This window comes from Providencia sp. PROV004, assembly GCF_011045615.1.
Taxonomy (GTDB): Bacteria; Pseudomonadota; Gammaproteobacteria; order Enterobacterales; family Enterobacteriaceae; genus Providencia; species Providencia rettgeri.
In genome coordinates, this window is sequence record NZ_CP042859.1 from 3,625,243 (window position 1) to 3,640,684 (window position 15,442).

The 15,442-nt window shown below is 38.0% G+C and carries 13 protein-coding genes; 2 read left to right on the forward strand and 11 right to left on the reverse strand.

Annotation, left to right across the window (positions count from 1 at the left end):
• Positions 1 to 15 precede the first annotated feature (15 nt).
• Positions 16 to 1,869 (forward strand): RNA polymerase sigma factor RpoD, encoded by a 1,854-nt coding sequence (rpoD, locus tag FVA69_RS16535; protein ID WP_004257799.1) that lies wholly within the window; start codon positions 16 to 18, stop codon positions 1,867 to 1,869.
• A 68-nt stretch (positions 1,870 to 1,937) separates the two neighbouring features.
• Here the strand turns inward: rpoD and FVA69_RS16540 are convergent, their stop codons facing one another.
• From FVA69_RS16540 to FVA69_RS16550, 3 genes are all read right to left on the reverse strand, one after another.
• Positions 1,938 to 3,398, reverse strand: a complete 1,461-nt coding sequence (locus tag FVA69_RS16540; RefSeq protein ID WP_109911768.1) for an MFS transporter — start codon at positions 3,396 to 3,398, stop codon at positions 1,938 to 1,940.
• 140 nt (positions 3,399 to 3,538) lie between these two features.
• Positions 3,539 to 3,946, reverse strand: a complete 408-nt coding sequence (locus FVA69_RS16545) for a hypothetical protein (protein WP_109911767.1) — start codon at positions 3,944 to 3,946, stop codon at positions 3,539 to 3,541.
• Entirely contained in the window at positions 3,947 to 5,278 is a 1,332-nt protein-coding gene (locus tag FVA69_RS16550; RefSeq protein ID WP_164529112.1) for an MFS transporter, read from the reverse strand. It abuts the gene before it with no gap.
• A gap of 99 nt (positions 5,279 to 5,377) precedes the next feature.
• Between FVA69_RS16550 and FVA69_RS16555 the strand changes: the two genes are divergently transcribed.
• Positions 5,378 to 6,277, forward strand: coding sequence for a LysR family transcriptional regulator (locus tag FVA69_RS16555; protein ID WP_004908546.1), 900 nt, complete (start codon positions 5,378 to 5,380; stop codon positions 6,275 to 6,277).
• A 112-nt stretch (positions 6,278 to 6,389) separates the two neighbouring features.
• Here the strand turns inward: FVA69_RS16555 and FVA69_RS16560 are convergent, their stop codons facing one another.
• The 8 genes from FVA69_RS16560 to FVA69_RS16595 form a co-directional block, all read right to left on the reverse strand.
• Entirely contained in the window at positions 6,390 to 6,689 is a 300-nt protein-coding gene (locus FVA69_RS16560) for an HdeA/HdeB family chaperone (protein WP_004908543.1), read from the reverse strand.
• A gap of 233 nt (positions 6,690 to 6,922) precedes the next feature.
• Complete coding sequence (locus FVA69_RS16565) at positions 6,923 to 8,218, reverse strand: MFS transporter (protein ID WP_004908541.1); 1,296 nt, start codon at positions 8,216 to 8,218, stop codon at positions 6,923 to 6,925.
• A gap of 93 nt (positions 8,219 to 8,311) precedes the next feature.
• Positions 8,312 to 8,773 (reverse strand): RidA family protein, encoded by a 462-nt coding sequence (locus tag FVA69_RS16570; protein ID WP_110731723.1) that lies wholly within the window; start codon positions 8,771 to 8,773, stop codon positions 8,312 to 8,314.
• 9 nt (positions 8,774 to 8,782) lie between these two features.
• The gene (locus FVA69_RS16575) at positions 8,783 to 9,943 is read right to left on the reverse strand and encodes a M20 family metallopeptidase (protein ID WP_164529113.1); all 1,161 of its coding nucleotides are present in this window, start codon (positions 9,941 to 9,943) and stop codon (positions 8,783 to 8,785) included.
• A 15-nt stretch (positions 9,944 to 9,958) separates the two neighbouring features.
• Positions 9,959 to 11,026: an alanine racemase gene (locus tag FVA69_RS16580; protein WP_117162533.1), complete on the reverse strand. Its 1,068-nt coding sequence runs from the start codon at positions 11,024 to 11,026 to the stop codon at positions 9,959 to 9,961.
• An 11-nt stretch (positions 11,027 to 11,037) separates the two neighbouring features.
• Positions 11,038 to 11,697, reverse strand: a complete 660-nt coding sequence (locus FVA69_RS16585; protein WP_164529114.1) for a helix-turn-helix transcriptional regulator — start codon at positions 11,695 to 11,697, stop codon at positions 11,038 to 11,040.
• Positions 11,698 to 11,981: 284 nt separating this feature from the next.
• Positions 11,982 to 13,082: an ABC transporter substrate-binding protein gene (locus FVA69_RS16590; RefSeq protein ID WP_004908526.1), complete on the reverse strand. Its 1,101-nt coding sequence runs from the start codon at positions 13,080 to 13,082 to the stop codon at positions 11,982 to 11,984.
• 78 nt (positions 13,083 to 13,160) lie between these two features.
• Entirely contained in the window at positions 13,161 to 15,362 is a 2,202-nt protein-coding gene (locus FVA69_RS16595; protein ID WP_109911761.1) for a TonB-dependent siderophore receptor, read from the reverse strand.
• Positions 15,363 to 15,442: the final 80 nt, after the last annotated feature.

Consider the following 15,442-nt stretch of genomic DNA (forward strand, 5'->3'; position numbering starts at 1 on the left):
TGTGGATACCGTCTTATGGAGCAAAACCCGCAGTCGCAGCTTAAGCTACTCGTAACCAAGGGTAAAGAGCAAGGTTACTTAACCTATGCTGAGGTCAACGACCATCTGCCGGAAGATATCGTCGATTCAGATCAAATCGAAGATATCATTCAGATGATTAATGACATGGGCATCCAGGTCATGGAAGAAGCACCTGATGCCGATGATTTAATTTTGGCTGAAAATACTTCCGATACTGATGAAGATGCAGCTGAAGCCGCTGCACAAGTGCTGTCCAGTGTTGAAAGTGAAATCGGCCGTACAACCGACCCTGTCCGCATGTATATGCGCGAAATGGGAACCGTCGAGCTTCTCACTCGAGAAGGCGAAATCGACATTGCAAAACGTATCGAGGATGGGATCAATCAGGTTCAGTGCTCTGTTGCTGAATACCCTGAGGCTATCACTTATCTTCTTGAGCAATATGACCGTGTTGAAGCAGGAGAAAGCCGTTTATCTGATTTAATCACCGGCTTTGTTGACCCTAACGCGGAAGAAGATCTCGCACCAACAGCGACTCACGTTGGCTCTGAATTACCACAAGAAGAGCTTGATAAAGACGATGACGAAGACGAAGAAGATGAAGACGGCGATGACAGCGATAGCGATGACGATAACAGCATCGATCCTGAATTAGCGCGTCAAAAATTCTCTGATCTTCGTGAGCAATATGAAAAAACGCGTCAACATATTAAACAATATGGTCGTAGTGACGCGAAAACGGCTGCCGCTATCGAGCAGCTTTCCGAAGTATTTAAAGAGTTCCGTTTAGTTCCTAAGCAATTTGACTATTTGGTCAATAACATGCGTGAAATGATGGACCGAGTTCGCTTACAAGAGCGTACCATCATGAAACTGTGTGTTGAACAATGTAAAATGCCGAAGAAAAACTTCATTACTTTATTTAGTGGTAATGAGACCAGTGAAACTTGGTTAACTGCTGCAAAAGCAATGAACAAGCCTTGGTCAGAAAAATTACTTGAAGTTGAAGAAGAAATTCTGCGTTGCCTACAAAGACTGCGCCAAATTGAAGAAGAAACGGGTCTGACAATCGAACAAGTTAAAGATATCAACCGTCGTATGTCTATCGGTGAAGCGAAAGCACGCCGTGCGAAAAAAGAGATGGTTGAAGCAAACTTACGTCTGGTAATTTCTATTGCTAAGAAATATACCAACCGTGGCTTGCAGTTCCTTGACCTGATTCAAGAAGGTAACATCGGTCTGATGAAAGCCGTTGATAAGTTTGAATATCGCCGTGGCTATAAGTTCTCAACTTATGCGACTTGGTGGATCCGTCAGGCTATCACGCGTTCAATCGCTGACCAAGCACGTACTATTCGTATCCCGGTTCACATGATTGAAACTATCAACAAGCTGAACCGTATCTCTCGTCAAATGCTGCAAGAAATGGGCCGTGAGCCATCGCCAGAAGAACTGGCAGAACGCATGCTAATGCCGGAAGATAAAATTCGTAAAGTACTGAAGATTGCTAAAGAACCGATTTCAATGGAAACCCCTATTGGTGATGATGAAGATTCACATTTAGGTGATTTTATTGAAGATACCACTTTAGAACTGCCTTTAGACTCTGCAACATCAGAAAGCTTACGCTCTGCAACTCACGAAGTGTTAGCAGGCTTAACCGCTCGTGAAGCAAAAGTACTGCGTATGCGTTTTGGTATCGACATGAATACTGACCACACCCTTGAGGAAGTTGGTAAACAGTTTGATGTTACCCGTGAACGTATCCGTCAGATTGAAGCGAAAGCGTTACGTAAATTACGTCACCCAAGCCGCTCAGAAGTGCTACGCAGCTTCCTTGACGAATAATTGATTCATTTATATCTAAAAACACCTGCTCCGGCAGGTGTTTTTTTATGCTTACTACCCAATATTCGCTAATTCTCTGATTTATTCCTTGCCATCAGACATAACGTTATCAATATCGCTATCGCGCCACCTAACATCGCCAGATTAAAACCGGAAACAAAAGCAGAACGCGTTGCCTGCTCAATAAATGTTGATGGCATCACCGAGGAAGTTTGAATCAAACGTTCGATTTCCTGTGCCGACAACATCATGGCCAGCTTGTTATCCTGTAATAGCTGCTCTACAGCGCGATGTGTCATCAATGTCCCTAAAAAAGCAATGCCAAGGGTCATACCTGTTTGCCTTAATGCGTTCATGACCGCAGAAGCAATACCAGAATAGGCCTTATCAACACTCGCCATAACCAGTGCCCCAATTGCTGGGGTAGACATCCCCATTCCAGCCCCCAAAATAAATAAGGTTATCGCAATAGGAATATAAGGTGTTTCAGTATTCACACGAGTTAATAATAATGAAGCCAATGCAATTAAAATAAAACCCAAAATCATGAGGTTTCGCACGCTTAAACGGCGAGACAGTTTACCAAAAGAAAATGAAAAAATAGCCATGGCAATAAACTCAGGAGCCATGCGGATCCCGGCTTCAAATGCCCCCCACCCTTGGCCTTTTTGCAAAAATAGTGCGATGAAGAATACATTACTGTAAGTTGCAAAACCCAAAGCAAAAGACGCCATATTATATTGAAAGAAAAAAGGATTTTTTTTGAATAAAAAAAGCGGTAATAATGGCCGAGTTACGTGAAGTTCAACCCAAATAAACCCTAAGCATGCAAAAATCGCAATGATTAACCCACTCAATGTGAGGTAACTGCCCCAACCGTGTTCTCCAGCTTCGATTAAAGCAAAAGTTAACCCACCTAACGCAATGATACTTAAAACTTGTCCCATTGGATCTAATGCGGCTTTATCTGGATCTGCACTTTCTTGTATACCTAACCAGCCTAACAGTAATGTCAGTAGTCCAATCGGGATATTAATTAAAAATATCGTTGTCCAATCGAAGCTATCGACTAAAAAGCCCCCTAAAATAGGACCAATAATTAACGAAAGTGCACTCACTGCTGACCAAATACCAATAATTCTGATGCGCTCGATATCATTCGAGAAAGCTTGCGTAATAATAGAAAGTGCCCCTGGAATTAAAGCAGCAGCAGCGACTCCTTGGATAACCCGCCCCGCTATCAACATGTGTGGCGACGCAGAAAATGCACAAATTGCAGATCCTAGAGTAAAGATAACAATCCCTGTTAACCAAATTTTTTTACGCCCATAACGGTCGCTTATCGGGCCAACAGATAGGATCAACGCTGACAGACATAACGCATAGGCGTCAATAATCCATTGTAGCATTGACATATGAGCCTTGAGGTCACGCCCAATAGCAGGTAGTGCAACATTTACAATACTGATATCTAACGTTGCCATAAAGGTACCCAAGCAAACTGCTAGGATCAAAAAAAGCCGTCTCATTTTTTATACCTCATCATCGATCATAGCAATATGATAATATTCGACCGACCGACGGTCAATAAAAATGAGAATAGATATCATTTATCACTTATATTTTTTTACTCTTTGAAAAAACGGCCTTTAGCCGTTTTATTCTTATTTTAATCCGTTTGAGTTGAAAGTACCGGAGTTTCATGTAGATAAACCCAATAACATTTCTCCGCTTCCACTCTAATGCAAACAACGGAAGTTCGTAATGTTTCTATATCACTAATTTGCTGTTTCTCTTGATATTGAATCCAGCAATAGCCATTATCCTCTCTTAATGGAACCAGATTAGTACATCTTGTCGTAAATGATGCTCGAGTCCCAATATTTTGGCTAAATAACGTGGTGACGTCATTTAAACCAATGCAATAGCCTTGTATTGTGACCATTTTGAAGTTGTCATCAAAACTGCTTAATAAAAGAGATAAGCTTTTATCGCTATTTCGTCCCTTAAATACATCTTCAATTAAAACATGTAAATCCACTACGCTTTGCAGCGCTCTTTTCATTGTTTCACTCATTTATTTTTCCTTGATCACTGAAATTAATGAAAGTAACCCGAGTATTGATGCGATAAAAAACGTATATTGATAACGTATTAAATCATTCGAGAAAGTCGTTAAGCTAAATATAGAAATAAATACGACTGCACCAACACTAAATGCGACTTGTCGATTAATATTCCACAATACGCTACCTTGAAGTAAATCTTTGTCTTTAAAATCCATTAACGAGCTAATTTGTGCAGTATTGGCGCTCAATCCCCCCCCCATCCCCATCAATAAATAAGCGATTATTAATAAACTGAGCTGGTTTGAAGATGAAACCCAATAAAGCAGAAAAATACCAAAGCTATGCAGTGTAATACCAATAATAAATAATCGCTTTTTTCCTATCTGCAAATAAAGGCGTCCACCGGTTAGCATTGATATTACTGCCCCCAATGCATATAGCACCATAAATAGCCCGGTTTGTGCAGCACTGAACCCCATATTTTCTTGTAGATTAAAAATATTGAGTAAATTAACTCCCGTAAAAATACCGGGAACAGCATAGTAAATAATAAAAGCGTTGCGTAGGTTGGAATTCTTTAATAACTGAAAATTTAAAATAGGTTCTCGGCATTTTTTAGCGTATTTAAGGTAAACAATAAATACGAGGGCTGAAGTAAAAAAACTCACCAAAGCCAATAATAAATTGTGATAATCATTATAAAAAGAGAATGATAATAATAGGCTTAACAAACTTAAACTCACCATTATTAATCCCAAAATATCTGGTTTTTCTCTTATTTTTACTCCTTCATTTTTTATCCAACTCCAGGCTAGTACTGCTGTTAGTAATGAGAAAGGCAAATTAGAATAAAACACCCAATGCCAAGACAGAGAATCAATAATTAGGCCGCCAATTGCAGGCGAAAATGCGGGAGCAATTAACGCTACAGTCATAATCAATGTTGATATACGCTGGCGATCATTATTGGGAAATAATGCGAAAACTAACGCCTGACCTACCGGAATTAATAACCCTCCTGCTGCACCTTGGATAAAGCGCCAAAAAATTAAGCTATAAATTGAACCACTGCTTCCACTAAACCAAGCAGCAACAGAAAAAAGTAACATGGAATAACACAGTAATTTTTGATTGCCTAACCTACCTGCTAGCCATAAGCTGATTGGCATCACTAAAACTAGACCTAAAATATAGGCATTGGCAACCCATGCAACTTGAGATTGGCTTACTGAAAAGGACGATGCAATATCAGGTAATGCTATCGCTGACATAAAAATGTTAATACAATCAATAAAGAAACCAAGTAAAAATACTGTGGCAATTTTGTATCGATAAGTCATGGACTTCCTCCGGTGGCAAAGAATAAGTTTTAGTCCTTTCTTTGTCGATACAAGGGAGGTAACATGATTGTTTAATAAATAAGAACAATCATTGTTATTATGCAAAAAAATCTCAAAAAGATTATCAGTTTTCTACAAGTTGTTGATTCGGGCTCATTCACTAAAGCCGCAGATATTTTAGGGCTAAGCCGTTCTATGGTGAGTGTCGATATCAAACAATTAGAAGCTCAGCTTAATGTAAGCTTGCTAACACGAAATACGCGAAATATTGCATTAACAGAGGTGGGAAAACATTTTTATGACGACTTTAAACGTATTCAAAGTCAAATAGATGAAGCTTTCGAAAAAAGCCAAAATTTAGGAACTAATATTGTAGGTTTGCTGCGCTTTTCATCAACAAGTGAATTTGGCCAACGTTTTATTTTGCCACTACTACCTGAATTTTGCCGCCTTTATCCTAAGCTAAGGTTACAGTATTCATTTAACTCATCCTTAGATGACCTTATCACAGAGAAACTCGATTTATCTATTCGGTTAGGTAATTTAAAAAATTCATCCCATAAAATGAAAAAACTGGGTGAATATGAAATTTACTTAGTTGCCACCCCTGAATTTCTAAAAAAACACCCAATCAAACAACTCACTGATTTAGCAAATGTTCCATGGATTAACCATGCGCTATTAAACTGGCAAGATCCTCAATATTTTTTACAGAATTCAAAAAATGAAAAATATTACTTACCTTTAATTAAAAACCAATATGAGTCTAATTCTGCCGCCGTTATTCACCATATGGTGTTAGCCTCATTAGGTATTGCAATATGCCCAGCTTGGATGGTTGATGATGACTTGCGGTATGAACGCTTAGTTCATGTATTACCTGAATACCGTTTGCCGAAACAAAATATTCAATTACTTTACCCAAATACTTTTGTTTTACCGGCTAAGACACGTGCATTTATCGATTTCTTAACCGATAAATTAGCGGCAAAGAAATAAAGATAGATCGGTTCAATGTTTCTAAAATAGAGATTTCTAATCTACCACAGTATAATAGCTATTTTCCTAATCGGAAATGGCTATTATGCCCTCCATGGCATAATAGTTTGCTTTATTTCTTAGATGCTAAATAATCTTGTAGAGTGCCTTCCGGCTTTTTCTTACAAAACTCAACAATCTGAGGGACTTCGGCAACACTTTGCTCTGTTAGCGCAACATAATCTCCACCTTTAAATTGCGTTTCTTGATTTGTTACCCATAACGCAATAGGTGCCCAGCTCTGAGGGTCTAAATTAATAAATTGCTGGCAAGTCATATTTTCAGGTGTAACCGTATTTTTGTCTGCCGCCATTGAGTTAAATGAAATTGTAGATACAGCAAGTAATACGCTAGATATAATAACCTTTCTCATTTTGAACTCCTTTGAAAATTAAAAACACAGAATCATGTGCCGGAATATTATTAGCATATTATTTATGGAACTTACATATTCTAATTTTGATGATTAAATTTATACCGAGTCAAAAATTCGAATAATAAATAATAAAAACAAATAACTATGAACAATTACTTAATTAGACCATCAATATACGATATATTTTTTTATAAAAAAGCCACTTATACAAAGTGGCTATGATTATTTAATTAGACTGTTTTTACTTCCATCTCAGCAGGATCTTTAATTGGTTCATTAACAAAGAAGAAATAAACCAATGATGCTAGGAATGCGACAGTTGCACAAACCACAAGGGCTAAGGTAAATGAATGTGTTTGGTCAATAATAATACCGGTAATAATCGGAGCAAACGACCCTCCAATAAAACCACCGAAATTTTGAATGCCACTCACAGAAGTGATTAAGCGAGAAGGCACTGAAACTAAAATCAATCCCCAAGCAGAAGTCCCCGCAAAGTGAATAGAAAATAGTGCCATACTAATACACGCAACGGCTGAAAAGGTACTGTCAGTATAAGCGGCAGGCAATGTAAACATCGCAGCGAATAACAAGCCTAAGCAAATCATCCACTTACGGCTTTTCATTTTGTCAGCACCGCGTTTCACCACATAGTCTGCAACAACACCATTTACCAGCATTCCCAGCGCACCAAATAAAAAGGGTATTGCTGCAACCCAGCCGGTTTTTTCTAGACTTAAACCTCTGGAGTTTTCAAGATAAGCAGGCAACCATGTGAGGTATAACCAAACCATATAACCCACACCATTAAACCCAATGATCATTCCCCATAAAGAACGTTGTTTAAATAATGACGCCCATTCCTTGAAAGAAACTTTATTCGTTGAAGATGGTGGAGCACCGTCATTTAAATAGTTTAATTCATCATCTGTTAATTCTAATTGTTCACGATTACGATAGAAAATAAACCAAAGTATAGACAGAATAATCCCACTAATACCGATAATAATAAACATTGTACGCCAGCCAAAAGCTAACATTAATGCAATGAGCAAAGGTGGCGCTAATGCTTGAGCTAGAGTAGAGGACATATTTACAATCCCCATTGGCAGACCACGCTCACGGATATTATACCAATCATTAACGACTTTAACGCCTGTCGGTAAATGCGGTGCTTCACCAATACCTAAAATAACCCGTGCAATAATTAAATGGGTAAATGAAGATAATAGACCTGTCACGGTTTGTGCTAATGACCATAAGAACAAACCGAAGCCATAGATCTTTTTAACCCCAAAGCGTTCCATTACCATACCTATAGGTAGTTGGCATAACGCATAGCCAAATGAAAATACCGATAACAATAATCCCATTTGGGTTGCACTAAATCCTAATTCTTTACTGATTGTAGAGTTAGCAATAGAGAGTGATGCTCTATCTAAAAAATTAATGATACCTGCTATCAACAAAAATGTAAGCGCAATAAGCTGCCAGCGCTTTAGCCTTTTACTCGCATGTAGTGACATAATTAAGTACCTTTAAGACGTAACAGGACCCTGCGGAATAATATTTACTCCGCAGATTTATTTTATTAATAATCTTTATTTTTTATCTATTATTTACGACTTTAACTTTAATATTAATTCTATTTCCACTGGCGTATCAAAAGGTAATGTATTCGTACCGATTGCTGAACGTGCATGCTTACCTTTATCACCGAGTATTTCAATTAAAAAATCTGAAGCTCCATTCATGACTTGTGGTTGGTTTTTAAAATCATTAGCACTTTGTACAAAACCTAATAATTTTATACATTCATCAATTCTATCTAAATCTCCTAAATATGCTTTCAACGAGGAAAATATATTAACAATGCACTGTTTTGCTGCTTCTTGACCTTGCTCGACTGTTAATTCTTTACCTAATGTACCACTATAAATTAAAACGCCATCTTTTTGGCAATCATGGCCTGATGTATATAATAAATCCCCATACTGCTTAATGGATACATATGAAAATTTTGGCGTCCCTGGTGTGGCAAGTTTAATCCCTTTATCTTCTAATTTTTTTTCAATATTCATTCAATTTTCCTATTTATTGAGCAAGATATTAGCCATGTCATAATAAATTTCCGCAGCAAGGTATAATTCTTTTATTTCAACAAACTCATCTTTAACATGAGCTTGAGCTAATCCCCCTGGCCCCATAATAAGTGTAGGGATCTCACTGGTAACTGAGAAAAAAGGCGCCTCACATGTCGCTTCAAATATTTCTGGTTGCGCTGTTTTTTCTGTAAAACGGCTCACTGTATCTAATGCAACTTTAGTTAATTCGTGATCTGCTGGGATATCTGAAGCGGGAATAAATAAGTAATTATCTAAGTGATAATCTATCTCTTCACCTTTATTATATTGCGCAATAGCTTGATGCAATCTCGCCTCTATTTTTTGCTTTTCTTCCCCTGGAACGAGTCTTCTATCTATTTCAATATCACAATGCTGCGGAACGATATTCGGAGCTGTACCACCATTTATGGTGGTAATAATCATTGAAGCATTTCCTAATAGTGGGTGACTAATTTCCTCAACAGAAGTGCGATGTTGCTCTATCGCAGGTAGTATTTTGGCCATCTTAGAAATGGCACTATCAGGATAACGAGTTTTTGCTGCATGACCCCCGGTGCCTTTAGTACTTAAGTTATAACGGCTAACGCCTTTATGTGCGATACAAACACCAAGAGACGTTGGTTCACCAATAATGGCATAATCTGCAGAAATTCCATCTTTAATGTAATGCAGCATGCCAAGATTGATTCTCTCCTCATCCACATTAAATACTAATGTTAAATTACCTGAAAATGCATCTTGATTACGCTTTAATAATGTTGCCGCATACATCATTGCAGCAACACCAGACTTCATATCTGCGGCTCCTCGCCCAAAAACTTTGCCATCTTTAATCACTGGGTCGAATGGCTCGGTGCTCCAACCACAACCACAAGGCACAACATCTATATGACCGTTGAATAATAAATGTTTACCTTTTCCTGAACCTTTTAAATGTGCAATAACATTTGGACGTCCAGGAGCAACCTCTTGCATTTCAACATCAATATTTTCTTGTTTAAAGTAGTGATATATAAATTCAGCAACTTGTTGTTCTTCCCCTGGTGGGTTTTCAGATTTATGCCGAATTAACGCACAAAGAAGCTCTAGCAACTCATGTTGTTGCTGTTCATTTAATTTATACATTTTATTCTCCGATATTTAATATCGTGCGTCTGGTATAATAATATGGTCTATTTCATTATTATTTAATGCATATATTTTGTTTGTTAAGTTAGGAATAACACAACTGTGATTCGGTATAATATTTAATACATCACCAATATTTAATTTAATTTGTTTTGGGTCATAGCGAAGATAGCCATGCTCTTCATTTAATTTAACTAGTTTTATATTTGGGTCTTCCACTATATAACCAAACCCTGGTTCTGCGGATTGATCAGAAGTTAATGTTTTTGTCCCTGCATCTACTGTTGCATACCCCTCAATAGGAATACTCACAACCGTTGTTCTTATTGTTAAAGCGCAATCTTCAGGCGTATAAATACCACCATAGATAGCATTCATATCGCCAAAAATAAAGTTCCCAGCCCGTGACTCTGTAATCCCTTTTAATTCATCAGCATAGAATGAAGATAATGTTGAGCCGCCAGATGTCCGAGGCGCTTCGATACCCAATTTCTCTAACCGTTTTTGGCAAGATAATAAAAGCTCTGCTTCTGCTTTTGCCGCTTTACGTATTTCAGGCTCTGTACGGTATTGATATATTGTTCCTGCATAAGTAAATACACCAATAATTTTCAAATTAGGTAATTTTTGTATTGCCAGTGCAAATGGCTCTAAGTCATCTAATTGAATTCCTTCTCGGTGAGCACCATAATCAACAGCAATATAGACCTCAATAATTTGGTTTTCTTGCTTTGCTGCTGCTGATAATTGTTCAGCACCTTGTAGGCTATCAATAATTGTTCTTAATCTGATTTTTTTAGCTAACTCAATAAATTGCTTGCACTTTTGTTCACCGATCATTGGGTAAGCAAGTAGAATATGATCAATTCCGCCTTCCGCCATAACTGTCGCTTCTTGCAATGTGGCACACGTAATTCCTTTTGCACCACAGGCAATCTCAAATTTTGCTAATTCTACTGATTTATGCGTTTTTATATGTGGCCAGTGTTCAATATCTTGCTGTGTTAGCTTGCCTGTCATGCCTCTGACATTTTTTTCAAGTTGCTGTAAATCTAAAGCAACATAAGGCGTTATTGGCATAAAAACCTCTCTTATTCTTCATTATTGTCTTCCCCTTTTAATTCCGCTAAATAGGTATAAAGGGTATATTTGGAAATATTTAAAAATTCACAGATTTTCTCACCTGCTTTTTTGATTAAGAACGCACCTCTATCATCAAAGAATTTAATTGCATCCATTTTTTCTTTTTTTCCCATATTGATGACGGGGACTTTAATAACCTGCATACATTCTTGAATAAGGTGATCTAATATTTCATTAACGTCCGTGACAAAAACTTCCTTAACCGTATCCTGCTCAATGCTATTGCGCTGTGTAATGCCTTGAATAGCTTTTTCTGCAGCAATAAATTCTGAAATATCTTGATTAATACAAAGTGCCCCAGAAACTTTGCCAGTTTCATCACGTAAATAGATTGAAGTTGAACGCAACATTTTCCCATCTTTGGTTTGGGTAAAATAATTGTATTTGTCGCCATCAACATCAGTGCCGCGCAATACCTCAAGCCCTAAATTACTACTTGGGTCTCCCACCTTTCGCCTCGTTACATGACCATTAATAATTGCAACAATACTGCTTTCTAGCCCTTTACTATGGTCATGTAATACCACTTCACAAGTGTCGCCAAATTGGCCCGCAATCCCTTTCATAACTGCCAATAACATTTCAAAGTTGTCTTGGATAATTTTCATTTTCTACCAAACTTATTTTAAGCCTAACTAAATATTAGTTAGATCATAATGGAGACTCAATCAAGATTTGAGCAATTTGTGATCTATATCTTGATTCTAGCTAACAAATTTTTAGTTGCCATGACTAACATAGCAATAATCCCAGTTTATAAAAAAACTGGGAGATAAGATAGAACAAGGGATTTCAGAGAGTTTGTTAATGAATGGAAAGCTATATAGAGATAAACTAGCCGCCTAACTTTTTGTTAGTTTCTATTCCCGACAAAAAGTTAGCGATCCTATTTTTATAGATTCACCCAGAACACCCCCGTTTCTCGGATCTCTGTAAACTGCTTTTGAAAGTCAATTAAGTTTTGTTCTGGATTTAATGCGCTAAATCGCTCTGGATGCATAAATTTAGCCATAGCTTCAATGGCAAATATGTTCATCGGATTGTTGTAAAAATTATGGTAAATCGCCATAACGCGCTTTTCTTTAACTGCCGTTAATGATGAAATCCCTTGCCTATCCATTAATACCGATAACTGCTTCTGCACGTTAGCTTTATCTGCATTATATCCTAAGCTTACTGCGAGCGAGCGACGATTAAAATTGTGCCAATCAGCGCCAGTCAGTAAATAGAATTCTGGGTTTAATGTAATAATATTCTCAATGGAGCTTTCAGCCCCTTTTGCAGGAAAGCTATCTGCAACAAGATTATTTCCACCTGCCAAGGATGCTAAAACACCATAACCTGAACGCCCATAAAGCTGACAGCAACTATCCGCAAATAGCCCGGCATTTGCTTCAATCAAAACAGTTGGAAATGGCTGAGATAGTTGGCTTTCAATGGCCTCTAATTTCTCTTGATACAGCGTTGCAAACTGCCCCGCTCTTTCTTGTGTTCCTAATAATTCTCCTAATAATAAAATGCTTTTCGGCGTATTTTTCGCAATATCCATTCGAAAATCAATAAAAATGACTTGGATACCTGCAGCTTCGAGTTGCGGTAAAATTTGACTATCACGCATCGCACCATAATTAGCCTTATGCATAACTACCACATCAGGCATTAACTCGATCAATTTTTCAACTTGGAGACCGGCTTCACGTGTTTTCTTTAACGTGGGTATTTTGCCTAATTCAGGCAACACACTGAAATAAGCTTGTTTTAAATCTGGTGCGTATTGCGTAAGCGAATCACTCCAACCCGCAATGCGTGATATCCCTTCTTTACCAGCAGCAATATCCACTGGCAAAATATCACGGCTATCCACCAAAAATAATTTTTCGACGGGAAGATTAACAGTAACTTCACGACCTTGTAAGTCAGTGATCACCGTTGATGTTTTTGCCTGCGACCAAAAACTGAGCAAGCAAAATAACCCTATAAGAAATGATTTCATGGAATATCTCATTACTTTTTATTGCTAATAATCTGCTAGAAATAAGCCACTAATACATAGTGACTTATTTTCAATTAATTAAAATGTCACACTGTAATTAAGGGCAAAGGTTCGGCCACGGCCTTTATAATCGTACAGGTTTGCAGCTCCGTATTTCGGGCTATATAAACTTTGTGCCCGCTGCCCCCAAATTGTGGAGTAATTTTTATCTAGTAGGTTTTCCACTGCAAAGCTGACTTTACCCACTGGCAGCATATAACTTCCTAATAAATCAACGGTATTATAACCATCAAGTTTCTTACCTGCCGCATCCGTTAAATTGAATGTTTGTTGGCTTTGTAAGCGTAGTGCCCAATCATTCGGTTCCCAACCAATATAAGCATTCACTTTTGACGGGCTCGCGAAGTCAACACTCCATTTTTCCCAGCTACCATCCACTTTAGTTTCTGATTTTTGTAGATTGAAATTACTTCCTACACTCCAATCTGAATCAGCAAAGAAGTAATCCACCGCGCCTTCAACCCCATAAATACGGCGTTTATCGGTTTTCATATAGATGGTCATATCATCTTTATTAATACCATAACTTCTATCAGACAACGAATAATAGGTGGCAACTTGTGTGCGCAGGTTTTCCCCTGTGTAACGCCATCCTAACTCAAACGAGTTAACCTTAATTCCTTTTACCTTGGTATCATTAATGTTAACACTTTTATTGAGATGGTAGTGGCCATTGGCATCTGGGGTCTTCGCATAGTCACCTGTTCCGTAATACTTAGCAATATCAGGAATTTCAAAGCCTTGAGAGAAATTAAACCATGTTTGTTGCTCTTCAGTTAGGTTAACCAGCAGCCCTGCATTAAACAGTAAGTTGTTGTAATCCGTTTTCCCACCCGGTACTGCATCCGCTGATTTACCTTTACCATTAGCAATCGCTTCTTGCTGCGCATAACCAATAAAATCATCCACTTTATTTTCAGTATATTGGTAACGCACACCACCGCTTAACGTGAACATCGGCGTAATGTCATAACTGCTTTGTAAAAATGTCGCCATATTGGTGGTGGTATAACTTGGATAGCGGCCGATTTGGAAAGCTTTAGTTAAATCCATTCCTCCTGATTCTTTCGCTTTATCTAAATCAAAAAACATTTGATTCGCACGAAATTGCTCATGCTCTGCATCCACACCATAAGTTAACGTTAATTCATCGATAGGTTGGCTATTGAATGTCAGCTTGGTTCCATAAAAATTGGTTTTTTGATCCGATGAGCTGATACTTGTAACATCCTTGCCAGTCAAGGTTGGGAAGGGATAAAACTTTTGTGATTCATCACGATAATAAACTTGAGCAACAAAATCTTGCCCAAACACATCTGCATTTGAATACTGTAAATTGAGCAAATTGCGCTCAGTTCCTGGCAAACGATCAGAGCTTAATTTACTGCTGTTATAAGCTTCACCTTGTCCTTTAACCGCGGAAAAGTCTTTTCCTAAATAGAGGCCGTGTTTACCATCAGACTCACTTTTATAATGCTGATAAACGGCTTGAAGCTGTTGTTTTTCATCGATTTTGATAGTACCTGATGCCATCACGTCAAGACGATCAGAAAATTGCAGCCCTGTTTGGGTATTATCAATATTAATCGCATTACCTTTGCCATCATACCAACCGCCATAGCGTTGATAAGCAACAGAAATTCGTCCGTGAGCGTTCTCATTACCACCACTTACTGCTGCGGCAACATTTTCATCGTGATCTTTACCATTGTTAAAGCCTGTTTTTCCACCTAATTGCAGAGAAACCTGTTTTTCTTCTTGGCCTTTTTTCGTCACGATATTAATCAAGCCACCACTACTGCCACCGCCGTACATCGCCGTTGCACCTGAAATAACCTCGATATGATTGATATTAAAAGGATCGATGGAATCTAATTGGCGACTATCACTACGAGAAGAGTTAAGGCGTACCCCGTCCACCATCACAATCATTGAACGGCCACGCATATTCATGCCATAGTTTGTCCGCCCTTGGCCACTGACACTCATTCCTGGAATAAGCTGCGCTAAAATATCTTTTAACTCTTTTCCACCTTCAGCTTGCTGTTCAATTTCAGCATTATCAATCACCCATGTGGTTTGCGCCATTTCTGAAACGGTTTTATAACCACGTGTAGCGGATACGGTTATGGATTCTTCTTTTTTATCAGCGGCAAATACGGAGGGGGAAATAAAAGGGAAAAAGCAAGGAGAGATAATAAAAAAATGCTTTATTTTCATTAAATTAAACCTTTACATTATTAGAATTGCTGTTATTGAATCTAAAAAATAAATCACAATGCATGATTAAATTACTATTT

Coding starts and splice junctions, on each gene's coding strand:
- rpoD (WP_004257799.1), top strand. CDS start 16: ATGGAGCAAAACCCGCAGTCGCAGCTTAAGCTACTCGTAACCAAGGGT.
- FVA69_RS16540 (WP_109911768.1), bottom strand. CDS start 3,398: ATGAGACGGCTTTTTTTGATCCTAGCAGTTTGCTTGGGTACCTTTATG.
- FVA69_RS16545 (WP_109911767.1), bottom strand. CDS start 3,946: ATGAGTGAAACAATGAAAAGAGCGCTGCAAAGCGTAGTGGATTTACAT.
- FVA69_RS16550 (WP_164529112.1), bottom strand. CDS start 5,278: ATGACTTATCGATACAAAATTGCCACAGTATTTTTACTTGGTTTCTTT.
- FVA69_RS16555 (WP_004908546.1), top strand. CDS start 5,378: ATGCAAAAAAATCTCAAAAAGATTATCAGTTTTCTACAAGTTGTTGAT.
- FVA69_RS16560 (WP_004908543.1), bottom strand. CDS start 6,689: ATGAGAAAGGTTATTATATCTAGCGTATTACTTGCTGTATCTACAATT.
- FVA69_RS16565 (WP_004908541.1), bottom strand. CDS start 8,218: ATGTCACTACATGCGAGTAAAAGGCTAAAGCGCTGGCAGCTTATTGCG.
- FVA69_RS16570 (WP_110731723.1), bottom strand. CDS start 8,773: ATGAATATTGAAAAAAAATTAGAAGATAAAGGGATTAAACTTGCCACA.
- FVA69_RS16575 (WP_164529113.1), bottom strand. CDS start 9,943: ATGTATAAATTAAATGAACAGCAACAACATGAGTTGCTAGAGCTTCTT.
- FVA69_RS16580 (WP_117162533.1), bottom strand. CDS start 11,026: ATGCCAATAACGCCTTATGTTGCTTTAGATTTACAGCAACTTGAAAAA.
- FVA69_RS16585 (WP_164529114.1), bottom strand. CDS start 11,697: ATGAAAATTATCCAAGACAACTTTGAAATGTTATTGGCAGTTATGAAA.
- FVA69_RS16590 (WP_004908526.1), bottom strand. CDS start 13,082: ATGAAATCATTTCTTATAGGGTTATTTTGCTTGCTCAGTTTTTGGTCG.
- FVA69_RS16595 (WP_109911761.1), bottom strand. CDS start 15,362: ATGAAAATAAAGCATTTTTTTATTATCTCTCCTTGCTTTTTCCCTTTT.